We start from the raw sequence: 16,774 nt of genomic DNA on the forward strand, positions 1-16,774 counted from the left end.
ACTCACCAGGCGCACCCACCAGTCGCGCCCACCGGGCGAACGGACCGCGGCCAGGCTCCCGTCAGACAGCTGACCGGCATCTGACCGGCAGCAGACAAGACAAAAGCTCCGCAGATCCGCGGACCTGCGGAGCTTCTCGTGGTGGGGCACCGACGAAATGCGCTGATCAGGGGCTACGTATAGCCGTCGATGACGGCGGGCGCTGGCCGATCCGGTGGATGCTCCCCTGGTCCTTCGCCTGCATCAAGCACCGCGCCTACTTGGTCAGTGAATGCCAGTGCTGCCACGCACCCGCATACTTCGGAGTCAATTCGACCTTGCGCGAGACGTGCGACGGCAGAGTGGCCGACCACGTCCAGAGATACGGGTACGACGAAGAGTGCGGCTTCCCCTTCGCCCGTTCCCTGCCGGTGCCCGTGAGCGATGAGCATGTCCTCACCCTGCAAGCACGGATCAATGCCTGGCTCGAGGAAGTTCCGACCACCGCCGCCAGACGCCTGGCTTCCCTGTCGGCTGTGCTCATCCCACTTCTCACACCGTCCATGTATCGCCGGGGGGACCCTGCGCTCCTGTATGCCCTGCGGACGACACGTGCACCTCGGGCGAACCGGGTAGGTGCAGCGTGGAGGGACCCTCTCCGTGTAGCCGCCGCGGTCTGCGCTGCCGACCAGTTCCTCACTCGCCTTGAGACCTTCGGTGACATCGCACAGGTGATCACGGCCCACCGCATCCTCGACCATCGGGACAAGCCCTGGCATCTCAACGTGATGGAGTGGGCCTACGGCCCGTGTCTGCGACCCAATCCCTTCCTCGAAGAGCTGGTTCATCGCCAGGTGGTCTCCATCGTCGGCTTCAGCTAACCCACGAGAGCAGACAGACGGTGTGGTTCACGCAGATCAGCTGAGAACGTTCTCCACCGTCGAGCCCTGCGTGCCGCCGCGGCCACCGGCCGATGCCCAGCTCTTAGAGGCCCTAACAGAATGATCGCGGTGGGGTTGACCTCGGCGCCGGGTTGATCATCTGCGCTGGCGCCGCGGTCATGGCCCTGCCTGCGGAGAGAACAGACCACGCAGACAGGGGCACTGCATCAGCTGTCGACGCCGACAAGCGCGGTGTAGGCGGCTTCAGCCCGGCGTCCCTCTGCAACATCATCGGACGCATGATCGAGGAAGCTGCTGGTCGTTCCGGTGTGGACGATTTTCCCGTCGGTCAGGACCGTCACATGATCGGCTTCTTCCGCCAGATCAGCGATGTCATGGGTTGAGATCATGACGGACACCTCGTCGACCAACCCCCTGATCTGGTCATAGAAGACACGCCGCTGACGTGGATCCATTCCCGCGGTCGGCTCGTCGAGAAGCAGTACCCGCGCATCGTGGACGATCGCTGCTGCGACGCCGACACGCCGAAGCTGTCCACCGGACAGCTGTGTCGTTTTCATGCCCGCACGGTCCGCCAGCTCAACCCTCGCCAACGCTGTAGCAGCTCGCTGCCAGGCGTCGGAACGGTTCATCCCCTTCAGCCAGCCGCAGTAGGCGACGTACTCACGTGCGGTCAATGACGGCATCGCCGTGATGGTCTGTGGCATCCACGCCACTTGCTGCCGGTAGGCCCGCGCGGACGACGGAATGTCTTTGAAGGCAATGGTCCCGGACTGCGGGCGATTCACGGAGGCAGCGAGCTTCAGCAGCGTCGACTTTCCCGCGCCGTTCGGCCCCAGCAGGATCGTCAACCCCTCGGGAAGGCGGTAATCCAGGTGGTCGAGGACGGGCTGACGCCATCTGCGGTAGGCGTAGGTGCAAGACGACAGGCACAGGCTCAACGGTGCTCCTTGGGAAGGAAGAGAACAGCGATACCGGCAGAGAACATGACCGCGGCGGCGGCAGAAGCGTGTGGAACGCCGGCCGCCTCGGGAAGGACGGACCAGGGTGAGGGGTCAGGGGCCGGGCGACTGATAAACACCACCAGCATGGTCCAGGCGACAGGCAGCATGACGGCCAGTTGGCCGAACGGACGAGCAGCCAGCATCAGCCCGATGAGGAACGCGGCGTTACGGCCTACCGCCGCTACAGGTTCGGAGGACGTTGCCACAGCAGCTGCGAGGAGCGCCACCACAGCAGTGGAGACGAGTGCCGCGTCCCGCTGCTTCAACCGTCGCACCCCGCTGGCCTCCGCAGCCGGGATCCGGGATTCCAGGGACAGCATCAGCGCGGAGACCAGTGGGATGGGGATGAACATGGTCAGCACAGCGGGGTAGGTGACGCTGACAAGTGAGGGCAGCTCCACGGTGCTGTCTCCGATCGCCAGGCCGAGGCCGAGTGTGACCACCCACCCGGTAAGGGCGACCGTGTGCGCGCGACGTGCTTTGATCCACCACCACACCGTGCCTCACCTCTCGCAAGCGTCGCGGACTGTACGGGTGAACCAGACGGCCTGCTCGTGGTGAGGAAGCTCGACGATGCGCTTCATCTCTTCCTCGGATGGTCCTCCGCCGATGGCCTGCCGCATCTTCTCCCAGTCGCCTCCCGTGCCCGTGATGTGCGCAGCCCAGGCGATCGCCGACCGGCGCAGTGCTGGATCCGGTCGAGAGCATGTGAAGCCGACCGTTTTGAGGACGATCTGGAAGCGCAGCTGCTTGCTCTTGGCGGCCTTGGTCAGCGGGATACGCCACGTCCGCTCTGTGGAAGGAACAGCGAAGCGCCCATAGACGAGGTTGTCCGTGATCAGACTCGGGCTCCTTCTGACTCCAGCGGAACGGAAGTCCTCCAGCACCGAGAGGGCTTCCCTTCGAACATCCGGCAGAGCGGATGAGGTTGCTGCTGGCATACATACCCTCAGTCCGCTGCCGGGCTCGCTGGGAAGACAGCGTATGGAGGTCTGGCCGATGGCAAGCTTCGGGTTGTAGTCCCAGTCCTTGACTGCCGCCCATGCTCCTGTCGTGCCGACTGCGGCGACCACAAGAGCGGTGACAACGGCGACGAGACGGCTGCGCAGCCACAACAGACACGCGGCGAGTGCGAGGCTTCCGGTGAACGCCACGTGCGGCCACAAGCCGGCAAGGGTGGCTGCTTCGCCGAACATCAGCTGTTCCGCATGCTGCCCTGACAGATGCCGCGGCCACGGAGAATCCATAGCCCTGGAGAAGGCAACCAAGATCCAGACCATCACGGCCAACACCGGAGAAGCTATCGTCCGGGGCACCTTCAGTCCGATAGCGAACCCGATCACCGCATGCGCGACCGACACGATGAGGCCGACCCCGAGTGGCCCAAGGCTCGCTACCGTGGGCCACACCTGTGCGCGTGCCAGCGCCAGAGTGGCGGGAACGAGCACCATTAGCCAGGCAAGGCCGATGACAGGAGCCAGGGACTCCGCAGCGATTCGGTAGCGAGACCGGAACGGCGCCAACTGCCAGATACCACCGTGCTTGAGCGCGCCGGCCTCCCACGCGCCGAGCGCGGATGCGACCGCGTAGGCGAAAGAGGTGGCGAACGCCAGAGCATAGGAAGTGATGGTCGGGGCATGCCCGTAGGGGTCGAACGGCGGTTGCCCAGAGCCGTTGAAGTAGTAGAAAAGCGGAAGAGCAAGGGCGAACGGTGCAGCACGCAGTGCCGAGGATGTGCGCAGTCGGGTGCCAAGTCTCACGGATGACTGTCCTTCGTTGACAGCAGGAGGACGACCCGGCAGCGATAGTGAGCTGCCAGGCCGTCTCCTTGCTTTGGTGTGCTGGTTAGTCGGCCAGGGTGTTGTCGACCAGCACGTCATCCACATCAAGCCAGCTCGAGCCGGCGATGTCGGAGATCTCGAAGTAGTACTTGTCAGACGGGAGATCGTGCCACTCCCCGTCACTGTGGGACATGTAGCCGTTGAAGCAGGCAGTGAATCTTCGGTCACCGCGGCTCTCATCCGGCCAGTTGTTGATCTCCTTCCACAGCTCAACGTCGGTTGAGGTGTTGCTACTGCTTGAGCAGGTCACATACATGATCTCCGTGAACTGCGAGTCCTCCCAGTACCGGGACTCCATCCCCTCTGTAGCGTTGTACCAGTAGCTCCGCCACAGGTAGTCCGTCATGCCATGAGCCTGTGCGGCTGTGCCTGCTCCCAGCAGTGGCACTGCGCTGGCGCTGAGAACGAGCGCAGCCTTGAGCTTCGCACCTATCGGACGCATGAGTCCCTCTTCTTCTCTTATGAGGACATCCTCAGCACACGCACAGACAAACCACCATGCGCACGTCAAAGCCGAGAAACGCGCTGATCGTATTGGCAACAACAATCAAGGCGTAAGTAAAGAGTTCGTAAACGCAACAGGCTGTTTCCAGCAGGTGAGCGCGCACCAGAGACTGAGGAGGGCGCAGGAGCGCGAAGACGCGCTGCAGGACCCATGGTTGAGCGCCAAGCCCGTAGACATGCTCGGTGGCACTGCCCGCAGCCACACAGCTCGTCGTTGGCCTCCATGGCTTCGGTCGCGCCAGCCCCAGCACGATCAACCCGGCGCCGAGGTCAACCCCGCCGCGATCATTCTGTTAGGGCCTCTTAACAGCCCCTCTCGGCCGATATGGGCCTGGGAAGTCGTGAGCCTTCGAGAAGCTGCCCGCAGGGAGGCGCCTCTGTCGTACCGTTGCGCCACATTCGAGCCTTGGGGGCCGATGCACACCGAAATCGCCGTACTTGCCATAAGGACTCCTAACAAAAGTGGTGGGCTTGACCTGGTCAGAGGTCGGTGTCGTGCACGAGGCCGCCGGGTAGCGGGACGCGGTCAGCCGCGTAATCGCACGCGATAAACCCGGTGACGTCAGCGATCATCCCCGGGGTACTGGTCGCCCATGGATGAGGTCAAAGTCGTCGTCGCCCATTCCGAGCGCGCGACTCTGCGCGTCGGTGTGATGACTACATCGTGTGGAGTCGGAGAGGACGATCCGGCGGCCATGGTGGTCGCTGGCGCCGGCTACCTGCTGCGGTTCCCGCGGTAAGGCAAGGCAGACCGGCTTGGTCCTCGATCCTCGGGGGTGTCGCCGGACCGTTCACCTCGCCTGCGGCGCACCTCCGTGGTGCGATGGAACGGGGGTAGGAAGGAGAGAGTGATGGTCCCACCAGCAGCGGAGCGCAAGAGTGGCGCGGCCCCGGTATCAGTCCGCCCGCTGGATGAGGCGGACCTGGATCGGGCCGATGAGATCTGCAGGGTCGCCTTCGGGACCTTCCTGGGGGCACCTGATCCGTTCGGGACCGTCGACTACGTCCGCACCCGCTGGGCGGCCGATCCACAGGCGGCGTTCGCAGCGACGGTCGGGGGCGAAGTAGTTGGATCGAACTTCGCCGCCAACTGGGGCAGCGTCGGGTTTTTCGGACCGCTGACCGTACGTCCGGATCTGTGGGACCAGGGCATCGGCAGGCGTCTGATGGAGCCGGTCATCGACTGCTTCGACGCCTGGGGGAATCGCCACCTCGGCCTGTTCACCTTCGCGCACAGTCCCAAGCATCTTGAGCTCTACCGCCGGTACGGTTTCTGGCCTCGATTCCTCACAGCCATCATGAAGAAGCAGGTCACAGACGGTGCCGCAGTCCCCGGCCGGGTGCTCTATGGCGAACTGCCCGCCGCCGAGCGGCCCGACGCACTGAGCCTCTGTCGCGCACTGACCGGAGCCGTGTACGAGGGCCTGAGCCTGGAACGCGAGATCGTGGCCGCGCACGCGCAGGGGCTCGGTGACACCATCCTGCTCCATGGCGCTGGCTCCGAGCTCGACGGCCTGGCCGTCTGCCACTGCGGAGCCGGGTCGGAGGCTGGCCTGGACGTGTGCTTCGTCAAATTCGGCGCCGTACGTCCTGGTCCGGAGGCCGCCGACCGGTTCGAGCGACTGCTCGACGCATGCGAGCGGTTGGCCGCCGAGCGCGGGCTGGGGCAACTGGACGCTGGCATGAACCTGGGTCGCCCGGATGCCTACCGGCGCATGATCGGCCGCGGTTTCCGCACCTGGTTGCAGGGCGTGACCATGCACAGGCCCAACGAACCCGGGTACAGCCACCCCGACGCGTATGTGATCGACGACTGGCGTTGACCACCGCCGCGCTCGGCCCGCTAGGAAGGCCCGGTGCTGTCAGAACCCGTGAATATTCCGAGCCAGTTCCGACGGCAAGACACCTCCTGGACCAGTGTCGAAGTGCTGTCCGTTCCCGCGGATAAAGCCAAGCAGGCCATCCCCTGGGGCGATCGCCCGCCCTTACTCTCAACAAAGTGCGGTGCGCAGTCGTCGCCAGCAGATGACGGCGCAGCCAAGGGTGACGAAAGCGTGGTGGATGTCGTCGCGGATCTCCCAGCGGATACGCAGGCGGCGGAACCAGTGCAGCAGCGCGATCGCTCCTTCCACGACCCAGCGGTACACGCCCAGGCAGGAGCCGTGCCCGGTGCCGCGCCGGGCGATGTGCGGGGTGATCTGGAACCGGCGGACCTTGTCCCGGTAGACCTCGTGGTCATAGCCGCGGTCGGCCTACAGGTGCTCGGGGCGGCGCAGTGGCTGGCCGCGCTTGCCGCGGATCGGCGGGACGGCCTGGATCAGCGGGATCAGTTGGGTGACGTCGTTGCGGTTGCCGCCGGTGGTGATTGCCGCGAGCGGGATGCCGTGCGCCTCGACGATCAGGTGGTGCTTACTGCCGGCCTTGCCCCGGTCCACCGGGGACGGACCGGTGGCCGGCCCGCCCTTCATCGCGCTGATGTGGCTGGAGTCGACCGCGGCGCGGGAGAAGTCCAGCAGGTCTGCGGCCCGCAGCTCGGAGAGCAGCAGCTCGTGCAGGCGCTGCCAGACCCCGGCCTCGTTCCAGTCCCGCAGCCGTCGCCAGCAGGTCATCCCCGAGCCGAAGCCCAGCTCCTGGGGCAGAAACTCCCAGCGGATCCCGGTGTACAGCACGAACAGGATCCCGCACAGCACCCTGCGACTATCCAGACGCTTACGACCTGGACGCCGCGGATTACGTGGGACGACCGGCAGCAGCGGCTCGATGCGCGCCCACAACTCGTCGTCGATCTCCCACGGTCTGGCAGCGGTCTTCCTCGTCTCGACTGGCTCGCACCCCCTTCGGCCAGCATCAACGAGAACTGACACACCGTCATTCCCAGAGGTCCAGAAGCCTCCTTCTGTTAGGAGTCGTAAGTGTCGTGCTCGCCACCACACTTACCGGCTGCGGGGGCGACGGCGCCGCCGCCCAGCCCACCGCCACTGTCACCGAAACCGTCACTGCTGTGCCCGATGCGCTGGATATATCAGAGGGAGATACTCCTGCAGGTACGGCAAAGATCACTGGGCAGAAGGACGAGAACCTCGACGGCGAGGTGTGGCGCGAGGTCCAGTTCTCTCTGAAGAACACCACGGACGAGATCCACGACTACAACGTCCAGATCGCGTTCCTCGACGCCGACGGCAACCGGCTGGCAATGGCGGAGCCCACGGTCTCCAACGTGAAGCCCGGGCAGACCGCGCACGAGAGTACGCCTGTGAGCCTTTCAGATCCCTCCGCATCCGACATGAAGGGGGCGGAGATCGTGGACGTCTACACGGTCGACGACTGAGTGGGGCCTGAAGTTCAGCCCACCGGCGCGACCGCGCCGGACAACTCCCCGACCCCCCTGCGCGACCAGGATGGCGGCGATGAGCCGTAGGCCCCCAGGCAGCGGCCAAGTGAGCGGGAGTCCCGCGCCGGGGGGAGTCCGCGGGTCAGTCAGTCAGATCCGGGCGATCAGCGCGTAGCGTTCGTCGGTCACCGGGCCGCCCCACAGGTCTGGGTTGTCGCTGAGTGGTTCGACGTGCAGGTCGGTGACGAGCGGGGCCACGGCGGCCCTGAGCTCATCTGCTCCGACGCCGTGGTGCCAGGGCAGCGTTTCGGCTCCCGCCACGTACGGCACGCCGCTCTGCCCGGCCTCGCGCCACCGGCCCTCGACGAGGATCAGGGTGCCGTCGGGCCGGAGCCGGGTGACCCACTCGTTCAGCGCGGCCTTGGGGTCCGACAGGGTCCACACCAGATGCCGGGACAGCAGGACATCGAACCGGTCCTCGCCCGTGGGCGGTGCTGCGGCATCGCCTACCAGGAAACGGCCCTGGAGGTCGGCGGCCGTGAGCTTGGCCCGCGCCTGCTCGACCATTCGTGGGGAGAGGTCCACTCCCGTCACTTGGTGCCCGGCCTCGGCCAGCAGCTGCGACAGTGACCCGGTTCCACACCCGACATCCAGCACGTCGGCCGGGCGCGAGGGCATCCAGGAGACCAGGAGCTTCGACCACGCCTCGCGGGTCGCCTCCTCCCGCAGGCCGTGGTCCGGCTCGTCGTCGAAACTGGGAGCGGCAGCGTCCCAATAGGCGGTGATGGCATCGGAGTTCGTCATGCGGCTGAGCCTTTCAGCTGTCACTGACAGCACCGCCCGCCACCTGGGCCGGACGATTCGGCCGACTGGCGTGGTGCGCGAAGGCCTCCGGGTCGCTGCCGGTCGGGCTTTGGCCGGTATGCACAGTCGCAGCAGCCAGCCGGGGCACGGCAAGGGTCACGGCGTGTTCGGCCACGACCGCCAGCTGGCCATGCGATTCCTTCCCGAGGGCGGTCACCGCTTCTGGCGAACACTTACAGCGCACTGGGCCATGATCTGGCAGCCCGTCGCGGCGCAGACGCCCGAAGAGGCACGGGAGATTCTCGACTCGCGCCTCATGGCCGCTCCTCAATCAGGCCGAATGCAGGAGACGTCGGGCATGACGCCCGGACCCTGCGCTGACCATGAGTCACCCAGGTGGCTCCAGGTCGCGCGACTCGGACGAGGCCAGCGAGCGAGCCCCTCGCCGGTCGATCAGGGCCGGACAAGTTCCGAACGCTACGGCGGCTCTCGGCGACCGAACCGACCGCGGTCTCGGTGTGCCCAGGCCGCAAAAGCGGAAGCCCCTGTGCAACCTTGCCGAGAAGCCGGTCACGACGAGGAAGGAACTGCATGAGCGGGAAAGGCATGGCGTGGCTGCTCGCCGCCACAGTGGTGGTGGCTGTCACCGTGCTGGTCGCTGTGAAGTTGCTGCTACGGCTCCTACGCACCCGCAGACTCCTGCGCGAGGCGGGTATTCCTGCGTCGGGCAAGGTGGCTTTTTGGGCAGCGGTCGGCTACTTGGTACTCCCGGTCGATCTGCTGCCGGATCCGATCCTGCTCGACGACATCGGCTTCCTCCTATTGGCGCTGCGATCACTGGACAACGCCGCTACCCGTGCCGGAATCGACCGCATGCGCCTGCGCGGGGAGTCGCGCAGAACGGCCCTCAGGCGGCCGTGGCCCTGATGGCGCTGCGCCTCTTGCCTTGAGCCGCACCATCCAGCGGCACTGGTGCGCAGCAGAGCCGTAACGCGGCCTGCACGACACGACCATCGATCCCACCTGCCGGCACCGGCGACTTCCTCCCTGCCGCGGCCGAGCGCATCACCATCCTTCGCCTCCCTGTGGGAGAAGCACAGCCGCGCGGCGGTCGTCGTCCCCGACGCCTCTGCGCGAACTCGTCACAGCTGCTGTGCGTCATGCCTGCCGGACGGCGCCGATCCTGTGTTTGTGCTCAGCAGAGTGTGGGCCGGTACACGCGTAGGTGATCGACCTTGTAGGACATGCACGACACGGACTGTTCCGGTGCAGGGTGGTGCTTCCCCGCGCACACCGAGAGGTTCACGATCAGGTGAGCGAACCAATCGATGCCGACTCCTCCGACGTCCGAGTGCGCTCGGATTCCGTTCACCCACCAGATGACCGACTCGGCGCCGAACTCGACTTGCAGGTCGACCAATGCGCCTGGCTGGATCGATGGGTTCGAGTAGGCGTACCCGCCGCCGTTCACCTCGTTCGAGAACTCCAGCACCGTGGGATGGTCCGGGTGATACTCGAAGATCCGGATCTCGTTGCCGCCGTCCCGCCACGTGCGGATCGCGGGCCATGCGCCCAGTTTGCTGGGGAGTCGTACCCGGGCTTTGAGTACGTCGCTGGTGCGTACGGTGAATCCCTCATTGCTGCCTTCGGTGGTGAGCAGGCCCGTCCGCCACGTGCCGTTGCCGCGCCGGGTCGCTTTGAAGGTCCCTCTGCGGGAGTACGTGGGGTCGGTCACCCGGTGGTCGAGCCGGTTGTCTCCGGCTCCTCCTGCCGTCGGGACCTGATCCGGGGAGGCCCAGGAACTGCTCGCGGCCCACTGGTCCTGCGAGGAGAAGTCGGCTGTGAAGGCCAGTGTTCGCGATGGCGGGGCCGGGCGTGCTGGAGTGAGAACGGTGGGGCTGGACTTGCGGTTCTGTCTGATCCGTCCGATCAGCGCGTTTGCGCGATTGAGCATGATGTTTTCCCTTTCGGTTGTTCCCGGGCCGAGCCTGTCCCGTCGGCCGCGAGTGGCTCAGGAACGGGCTGGACGCCGGCTATCCGCCAGGCAGATGAAGGACGCGGACGATGTCGGTACGGCCCACGCCCGCGGGCGACGGCCCCGGGCAGGTGCCCCGGCCACGAACAGGCCGTCGTATGCCGTGAGTGTGCGAACCAATGGCGCGTTGGGCCGGCGGGTGGGGACGGGCCGTTGGTGCCGAGCGCGATGGCCGCGGTTGTTATGCCGTCGCGGCAGCCGGTTTCCATCGTTGTGGCGTCAGGCGTCCGGATCTGCTCAGGAGGTGGACGGCGCCCGCGCAGACCAGGCCGAGGATGGTCAGGAGCAGCCAGGGGAGGGCGGGGGTTCCCGCGTGGCGGGCGGCGTCGAAGGCGGCACCGGTGAAGAGGTTGCCGGCGGTGATGCCGATGCCGCAGACGGTGTTGTACAGGCCGTAGTGGGTGGCGACGAGCCGGTCCCCGGCCAGGGCGACGATGGTGTCCATCTCGAAGGGGTAGACGAGCATGGTGGCCAGGGCGAGAAGGAGGCCGCAGATGGTCGCGGGTGCCAGGGTGCCGATCCAGCGCATCGGCCCGGTGGTGGGCACGGGCAGCACGAGTGGCAGGAAGGCGGCACCCATCAGCGCCAGGCCGTAGCTGATGGCCCGGTCCCCGCACCATCGTCGCTTGGACCATGCCGTGATACGGGTCTGGCCGAGGATGGTGGTCAGTCCGGATACGGCGAACAGGGCGCCGATGCCGATCGTGCCGGTGGTCTCGTCGGGGGCCGTGTCCCGCAGGGTCATCGGCAGGGCGAGGTAGACCTGGAAGGACAGCACGTACGAGCCGGTCATCGAGGCGGCGAACAGCAGGAAGGACCGATTGGTCAGCACTTGACGCCATTGCCGGGCCAGGCTCTCGCGCGGGCCGGTCTCCGCGCCCCGCGCCTGCGGGAGGGCGCGGATCTGCACCAGGGTGAGGAGCGCGAAGACCGCGGCGGAGACCAGGCAGGTGAGGCGGAAGTCGACCCGGGTCAGGGCGAGTCCGATGAGCGGTCCGGCGAGAATTCCGGCCTGGTAGAAGACGTTGAACAGCGCGAAGGCTTCGACCCGGCGCTCGCCCGCGTCGCGGGCCAGGTAGGCGCGTACTGCTGGGTTGAACAGGGCCCCGGCGAAGCCGGTGGCCGCGGAGGCGGCCAGCAGACCGGGAACTGTGTCGACAACTCCGAGGGCGGCGAACCCCACCGTGCGCAGGGTGCAGCCGGCCACGATCAGCGGCTTGTAGCCGAACCGGTCGGCCAGGCTGCCACCAAGCAGGAACATGCCCTGCTGGCTGAAGTTGCGCATGCCCAAGATCAGCCCGACGAGCCAGCCGGCCAGCGCGAGTTCGCCGGACAAGTGCTGCGCCAGATAGGGCATCAGCATGTAGAAGCCGAGGTTGATCGTGAACTGATTGAGGAGCAGCAGCTGGACGCTGCGGTCATAGGAGCGGGCTTGGCGGAGGATTCCCGTAGTCATCGGCCGGCCTCCGTCGCACCGGGGGAGGCGAGGGGGTCGACGACCTGCAGGCAGCGGGTCCAGCGGAGGGCCTCGCCCTCGTCCGGCTGCTTGAACTCCTCCGGCTCCTCTGCGGGCTGAACCGCCAGCAGGTCGTGTTCTGTGCAGTAGTCGTCGTTGTAGATGGTGGACAGGTAGCGGTGGGGGCCGTCCGGGAAGATCGCTGCGATGCGGGTCCCTGCGGGGTAGCTGCGGGCCGCCCAGCCGGCCACCACTGCTACGGCGCCGACGCTCCACCCCCCGGAGGCGCAGTGGAAGCGCGCCAGTTGGCGGCATGCCCAGACGGCCTCCCCAGGCGAGACCCAGTGAACCTCGCTGAACTGCTCGTAGGCGACGTTACGCGGATGGATGCTGCTGCCCAGCCCACGCATGAGCCGGGGGCGGGCCGGCTGGCCGAAGATCGTCGAACCGGTGGCATCCACCCCGATGACGGTCAGGCGGGGGAAGCATGCCCGCAGAACCCGGCTGACGCCGGCTGAGTGCCCGCCCGTCCCGACGCTGACCACCAGGACGTCCACGCGGTGAAGCTGAGCCAGCAGCTCGTGGGCCAGCGGCGCGTAGGCATCGACATTGTCGGGGTTGTTGTACTGGTCGGGGCACCACGATCCGGGATGTTCGGCAACGAGTTCGCGTACCCGCATGTTCCGGGCCTCCTGCCAGCCCCCGGTGGGATGCGGCGAGGTGACCACCTCGACCCGGGCGCCGTGAGCGCGCAGGAGACGATGGACGTCCGGTTCCAGGCCGGAGTCCGTGACGACGGTGACCGGATGGCCGTAGATCCGGCCTGCCAGGACGAGCCCGAGGCCCAGGGTCCCGCTGGTGGACTCCACGATCGTGCCGCCGCGCCGCAGGTCACCCCGCTCGCGGGCGCGGGCGACCAGGTGCAGGGCCGCGCGGTCCTTGAGCCCGCCGGGGTTGAAGCCTTCGAGCTTGGCCCAAAAGCCCCGTCCTGCCGGGGCGAAGGGGTGCCCGATCCGCAGGACGGGTGTGTTGCCGACAGCGGCGGCGAGCGCGCGGCCCGCGCCGCGGGAGAGCAGAGCGGTGGAGAGGTTACTCATGAGGGGACTGCCTTCTGGTTCGAGGAGATCGCCGTAGGACAGCAGCGACTCACCCCGGGCGCCTGGGGCGGAGGGCAGGCAGGGGTGAGGGACCGACGAGCCGGTCCGGACGGCTGTCTTCTAGATGCGCCAGAGGCAGAGATGGGACTGTGCGGATTGGCCCGCGGTTATGGGCGCCCCGCTAACAAAGGCGAGCTGCCCTGACCCGAGCCCGGCTTCGGGCGAGGCGGATACATCCGCGACAGGTGCGGGCAGCGTTGCGGGATTCAGCACCGTGCGGTGGCCCGCATGCTCCCATGACGGCTGCGAAGGTTCCCGGGAGCAGTGGTCGCCGGGCTGGTGCGGGGCGGGGTCCGCCGGGATGTCGACGTCGGCTGAGTCGTCATCGCGAGGCCCATCTTCGTACTCATGCTCGTGCTCGTGGGTGTGCCCGTACGAAGGGGCGTGCCCGTGGGGGAGGGTGTGCACATGTACGGGCGAGCCTGCCGCGGTGCAGCAGAAGGCCGCCAGCAGCGCCAGCACCAGCGCCAGGAACCCTCTGCGATCGCGATCATGCACAAAGCGCACGTTATCGGACGTTTCGCTCCTGGGCTCACCCATTAGCCCACTCGTCTGGCCATCGACTAGCCCCGGCCGCGGGCCGGTCCCTGGGCGGATCCCGGCGCGGTCAACGCGCCCAGCGTCATCGAAGTCAGCCGTCCCTCCACAGCGTCCCGATCCGGCATGACCGCGGCCCGGAACGTGCGGGTGGACAGCATCGACAGCAGCCACCAGGCGCCTGCTACGGGGTCCAGGTCCGTTCGGATGTCACCGCTCCCCTGCCCCCGGCGGAGCAGGTCAGCGAACGCTTCCGCGAACCTCTGCAGCGCATGGCGGGCGGCGTCACCGACTCCGGGTTCTGCGGTGAGCGAGGAGGCATCGGCGAAGAGGAAGCCGAGCGACCCCGGGGCGTGGAACCGTTCCACATGCGCCGGGTCCAGGAACTCCGTCAGCAGCCGCGAGACCGCCACACCTCGGTCGACCGCTGCGGCGAGCGTGCCACACACCTCGGTGACGGCGCGATCGAGGACGGCCGAGTACAGCGCCGCTTTCGAGCCGAAGTTCTGGAAGACCACGGGCTCGCTCACCCCGAGCCGGGCAGCCACGGCGGAAACCTTCCCCCGCCGGTATCCGGACTCGGCGAAGACCTCGGTGGCCGCGACCAGGATTGATTCCCGCCGCTGCTCCGCAGGCAGCCGCACCCGGGGCTTCTGCTCCCGGGCGGCGGATCGTGAGGGGTTCACGAACGCATCGTAGACCCTTGCCGACTTAACTTAGTCGTGACTAAGCTTAGGGAGCTTCTTAGTCGTAACTAAGTTAAGGAGGAGGGCATGGCTCTCGGACGGCTTCTGCATGGAGATCCGCAGGCCACCACGCCGGGGATCACGATCGGTCCCGCCCGCGCATACGAGGCGCTGGGGACACTGTTCTTCGGAGGCCGCAGACGGCGAGTCTTCTCCGGCCTGGTCGCACTGAGCGGCGCCCGTCCGGGAGACCGCGTGCTCGACGTCGGCTGCGGTCCCGGCTACCTGACCCGCCTGGTGGCTGCCGCTGTGGCCCCTGACGGCAGCACGGTGGGTATCGACCCTTCGCCGACGGTCATCGAATACGCGCGCCGCAAGAACCGCAACGCCCACTGCTCGTTCGCCCTTGGCACCGCCGAAGCCCTCGACGCGCGGGACGGCTCCTTCGATGTCGTGGTATCCAGCCTGATGCTCCATCACCTCCCTGCGAAACTCCAGCCCACCGCCCTGGGGGAGATGTTCCGTGTACTGCGCCCCGGCGGGCGCCTCCTGGTGGCCGACTTCCGTCCCCCACGCAGCCGGATCGGCCGCCACCTGGTCGGTGCGCTGGCCGGTCCGGCCATGGAACACAATCCGGTGAACCTCCTCGACGGCCTCATCGGCGAGGCCGGGTTCACCGTGCACGCGCGCGGAGACATCCACCCGTGGCTTCGCTATGTGCAGGCCTCGCGGCCAGAGGCTTCGGCTTCCGATGCTGCAGGAGCGGCGCGGTGAGGCGGGCACTTCGGTTGAACCGGATCTTGCGCATCGCTTTCGCGCTCCTGCTGGCAGCCGGTATCGCGGTGCACCTGTGGGTCAGTTCGCAGGCCGGTCTCGGGATGGTCGCCGCCGGATTCACCGCCCACCTCGGGGCCGCACTGGTGAGCCGCCGCTGGCTGGTGCGGAGCGGATCCGGTCCCGCGTCCGAATAAGGGGGACGGCCGCGCTCAGTCGTGGCGGGGAATCCCGGAGACCTCGTGATCGGCGTGGCTCAGGGCCTCGGTGACCAAGCCGCGAACGTGCCCATCGGTCAAGGCGTAGACGGCACGGCGGCCCTCTTTCCGGGCGGTGACCAGACCGGCGAGTCGCAGCTTGGCCAGGTGCTGGCTGACTGCGGGGCGGGCGGCACCGACGGCATCGGTCAGCGTCGTCACATCCGCCTCGCCCTTACCGAGGGCGTGCAGCAGCGCCAAGCGGGTGCGGTCCGCGAGCAAGCCCAGAACCTCGGCGGCGCGGGCGAACTGCTCGGCGCCCGGGTCTCGCGGGTGCGAGCCATGCGCACCTGATAGGTGCATGCGTGCGCTCATACGCACATAATGGCCTTGGGCGAACCCCGTGTCCACCCCCGTTCAGTCTTGCCCGCGTGTCGGAAGGCGATCCTCGTGAGCGATCAGCACCCGCAGACCCACCACTCCCACGACCAGCACCACGGGCACGACCACGACCACGGACACGGACATGGCGGGGGCCGCGACGCGAGCCGCTGGGCCCGATGGCGGCATCAGGCCGGGCACGTGATCCGGCCGCACTCGCACGAGTCGGCGGACAAGGTCGACAGCGCCCTGGAGTCCTCGGCGCAGGGCATGCGGGCATTGTGGATATCCCTCGTTGTGCTCGGGGCAACGGCGGTGGCGCAGGCTGTGGTTGTGGTCCTGTCCGGGTCGGTGGCCCTGCTGGGTGACACCGTGCACAACGCCGCCGACGCGCTGACCGCCCTCCCTCTCGGCGTCGCATTCGTCCTGGGCCGGCGCGCGGCCACGCGCCGGTTCACCTACGGATTCGGGCGGGCCGAGGATCTGGCCGGGATCGTCATCGTGCTCACCATCGCCGCCTCCGCCGCCTTCGCCGCCTGGACCGCGATCGACCGGCTGCTCAACCCGCGGGAGATCGGCTACCTGCCCGCGGTCGCCGCCGCGGCCGTGGTCGGCTTCATCGGCAACGAGTGGGTGGCCCGCTACCGCATCCGCGTCGGACGGCAGATCGGCTCCGCCGCCCTGATCGCCGACGGGCTCCACGCCCGTACCGACGGATTCACCTCGCTGGCCGTGCTGCTGGGGGCGGGCGGAGCCGCAATGGGCTGGAGGCTTGCCGACCCGATCGTGGGCCTGGCCATCACCGCAGCGATTCTGCTGGTACTGCGGGACGCCGCCCGCGAGGTGTTCCGCCGGGTGATGGACGCCGTCGACCCCACCCTGGTCGACGCTGCCGAACGCGCCCTCCTCGAGGTCCCCGGCGTACGGGGCGTGGACGAGCTGCGGCTGCGCTGGATCGGGCACCGACTACGCGCGGAGGTCGCCGTCGTCGTCGACGGGGAGCTGAACCTACGACAAGCCCATCAGGTCGCTGTACAGGCGGAGCACGCCCTGCTGCACGCGGTGCCCCGGCTCACCGCCGCGCTGGTGCACGCCGACCCGGCCCCGGCTCCGGGCGCGGCCGACCCGCACGCCGAGCTGGCACACCACGCCGCCTGACCGCGCAGGGGCGCGTGGTCAGGACGCT

Annotated in this window: 19 protein-coding genes and 1 pseudogene; 7 read left to right on the forward strand and 13 right to left on the reverse strand. The window is 67.6% G+C overall.

Translation table 11 applies throughout. The annotated features are described in order from the left end of the window. Nucleotides 1-341 precede the first annotated feature (341 nt). Nucleotides 342-860: a hypothetical protein gene (locus ACTWP8_RS26660; RefSeq protein WP_443324654.1), complete on the forward strand. Its 519-nt coding sequence runs from the start codon at nucleotides 342-344 to the stop codon at nucleotides 858-860. 227 nt (nucleotides 861-1,087) lie between these two features. Here ACTWP8_RS26660 and ACTWP8_RS26665 read toward each other — a convergent pair whose 3' ends face one another. From ACTWP8_RS26665 to ACTWP8_RS26685, 5 genes are all read right to left on the reverse strand, one after another. Beyond that, entirely contained in the window at nucleotides 1,088-1,822 is a 735-nt protein-coding gene (locus ACTWP8_RS26665; RefSeq protein ID WP_443324655.1) for an ABC transporter ATP-binding protein, read from the reverse strand. Next, the gene (locus ACTWP8_RS26670) at nucleotides 1,819-2,382 is read right to left on the reverse strand and encodes a hypothetical protein (protein ID WP_443324656.1); all 564 of its coding nucleotides are present in this window, start codon (nucleotides 2,380-2,382) and stop codon (nucleotides 1,819-1,821) included. The genes ACTWP8_RS26665 and ACTWP8_RS26670 overlap by 4 nt, the downstream gene beginning before the upstream one ends. A 6-nt stretch (nucleotides 2,383-2,388) precedes the next feature. Continuing rightward, nucleotides 2,389-3,645, reverse strand: a complete 1,257-nt coding sequence (locus ACTWP8_RS26675; RefSeq protein WP_443324657.1) for a DUF7224 domain-containing protein — start codon at nucleotides 3,643-3,645, stop codon at nucleotides 2,389-2,391. Nucleotides 3,646-3,730: 85 nt separating this feature from the next. Beyond that, complete coding sequence (locus ACTWP8_RS26680) at nucleotides 3,731-4,072, reverse strand: hypothetical protein (protein ID WP_443324658.1); 342 nt, start codon at nucleotides 4,070-4,072, stop codon at nucleotides 3,731-3,733. Between the two features lie 127 nt (nucleotides 4,073-4,199). After that, nucleotides 4,200-4,433 (reverse strand): hypothetical protein, encoded by a 234-nt coding sequence (locus tag ACTWP8_RS26685; RefSeq protein ID WP_443324659.1) that lies wholly within the window; start codon nucleotides 4,431-4,433, stop codon nucleotides 4,200-4,202. Nucleotides 4,434-5,081: 648 nt separating this feature from the next. On the opposite strand from ACTWP8_RS26685, the gene ACTWP8_RS26690 reads away from it, so the two are divergent. Further along, nucleotides 5,082-6,053: a GNAT family N-acetyltransferase gene (locus tag ACTWP8_RS26690; RefSeq protein ID WP_443324660.1), complete on the forward strand. Its 972-nt coding sequence runs from the start codon at nucleotides 5,082-5,084 to the stop codon at nucleotides 6,051-6,053. A 168-nt stretch (nucleotides 6,054-6,221) separates the two neighbouring features. Here ACTWP8_RS26690 and ACTWP8_RS26695 read toward each other — a convergent pair. After that, nucleotides 6,222-7,016 (reverse strand): annotated as a pseudogene (locus ACTWP8_RS26695) (IS5 family transposase). 131 nt (nucleotides 7,017-7,147) lie between these two features. Between ACTWP8_RS26695 and ACTWP8_RS26700 the strand changes: the two are divergent. After that, a complete protein-coding gene (locus tag ACTWP8_RS26700) occupies nucleotides 7,148-7,558 on the forward strand; it encodes an FxLYD domain-containing protein (RefSeq protein ID WP_443324661.1) in 411 nt (136 codons plus the stop codon). Between the two features lie 153 nt (nucleotides 7,559-7,711). Here ACTWP8_RS26700 and ACTWP8_RS26705 read toward each other — a convergent pair whose 3' ends face one another. Continuing rightward, the gene (locus tag ACTWP8_RS26705; protein ID WP_443324662.1) at nucleotides 7,712-8,365 is read right to left on the reverse strand and encodes a class I SAM-dependent methyltransferase; all 654 of its coding nucleotides are present in this window, start codon (nucleotides 8,363-8,365) and stop codon (nucleotides 7,712-7,714) included. Between the two features lie 591 nt (nucleotides 8,366-8,956). Here ACTWP8_RS26705 and ACTWP8_RS26710 point away from each other — a divergent pair. Then, nucleotides 8,957-9,292, forward strand: a complete 336-nt coding sequence (locus ACTWP8_RS26710; protein WP_443324663.1) for a hypothetical protein — start codon at nucleotides 8,957-8,959, stop codon at nucleotides 9,290-9,292. A 268-nt stretch (nucleotides 9,293-9,560) separates the two neighbouring features. Here ACTWP8_RS26710 and ACTWP8_RS26715 read toward each other — a convergent pair whose 3' ends face one another. The 5 genes from ACTWP8_RS26715 to ACTWP8_RS26735 form a co-directional block, all read right to left on the reverse strand. Beyond that, entirely contained in the window at nucleotides 9,561-10,319 is a 759-nt protein-coding gene (locus tag ACTWP8_RS26715) for a beta-glucanase (protein ID WP_443324664.1), read from the reverse strand. 262 nt (nucleotides 10,320-10,581) lie between these two features. Continuing rightward, nucleotides 10,582-11,856, reverse strand: coding sequence for an MDR family MFS transporter (locus ACTWP8_RS26720; RefSeq protein WP_443324665.1), 1,275 nt, complete (start codon nucleotides 11,854-11,856; stop codon nucleotides 10,582-10,584). Further along, nucleotides 11,853-12,953, reverse strand: coding sequence for a PLP-dependent cysteine synthase family protein (locus ACTWP8_RS26725; RefSeq protein ID WP_443324666.1), 1,101 nt, complete (start codon nucleotides 12,951-12,953; stop codon nucleotides 11,853-11,855). The genes ACTWP8_RS26720 and ACTWP8_RS26725 overlap by 4 nt, the downstream gene beginning before the upstream one ends. Before the next feature lie 120 nt (nucleotides 12,954-13,073). Continuing rightward, complete coding sequence (locus ACTWP8_RS26730) at nucleotides 13,074-13,511, reverse strand: hypothetical protein (protein ID WP_443324667.1); 438 nt, start codon at nucleotides 13,509-13,511, stop codon at nucleotides 13,074-13,076. Nucleotides 13,512-13,576: 65 nt separating this feature from the next. Beyond that, complete coding sequence (locus tag ACTWP8_RS26735; protein WP_443324668.1) at nucleotides 13,577-14,236, reverse strand: TetR/AcrR family transcriptional regulator; 660 nt, start codon at nucleotides 14,234-14,236, stop codon at nucleotides 13,577-13,579. A gap of 87 nt (nucleotides 14,237-14,323) precedes the next feature. On the opposite strand from ACTWP8_RS26735, the gene ACTWP8_RS26740 reads away from it, so the two are divergent. Together ACTWP8_RS26740 and ACTWP8_RS26745 are read left to right on the forward strand one after the other, a co-directional pair. Next, nucleotides 14,324-15,010: a class I SAM-dependent methyltransferase gene (locus ACTWP8_RS26740; RefSeq protein ID WP_443324669.1), complete on the forward strand. Its 687-nt coding sequence runs from the start codon at nucleotides 14,324-14,326 to the stop codon at nucleotides 15,008-15,010. Between the two features lie 26 nt (nucleotides 15,011-15,036). Continuing rightward, a complete protein-coding gene (locus tag ACTWP8_RS26745) occupies nucleotides 15,037-15,207 on the forward strand; it encodes a hypothetical protein (RefSeq protein WP_443324670.1) in 171 nt (56 codons plus the stop codon). 15 nt (nucleotides 15,208-15,222) lie between these two features. Here ACTWP8_RS26745 and ACTWP8_RS26750 read toward each other — a convergent pair whose 3' ends face one another. Continuing rightward, nucleotides 15,223-15,582 carry an ArsR/SmtB family transcription factor gene (locus ACTWP8_RS26750; protein WP_443324671.1) on the reverse strand — a complete coding sequence of 120 codons (360 nt, stop codon included), beginning with the start codon at nucleotides 15,580-15,582 and terminating at the stop codon, nucleotides 15,223-15,225. 75 nt (nucleotides 15,583-15,657) lie between these two features. Between ACTWP8_RS26750 and ACTWP8_RS26755 the strand changes: the two genes are divergently transcribed. Beyond that, complete coding sequence (locus ACTWP8_RS26755; protein WP_443324672.1) at nucleotides 15,658-16,746, forward strand: cation diffusion facilitator family transporter; 1,089 nt, start codon at nucleotides 15,658-15,660, stop codon at nucleotides 16,744-16,746. Nucleotides 16,747-16,774: the final 28 nt, after the last annotated feature.

This window comes from Streptomyces sp. 7N604 (assembly GCF_052245475.1).
Taxonomy (GTDB): Bacteria; Actinomycetota; Actinomycetes; order Streptomycetales; family Streptomycetaceae; genus Streptomyces.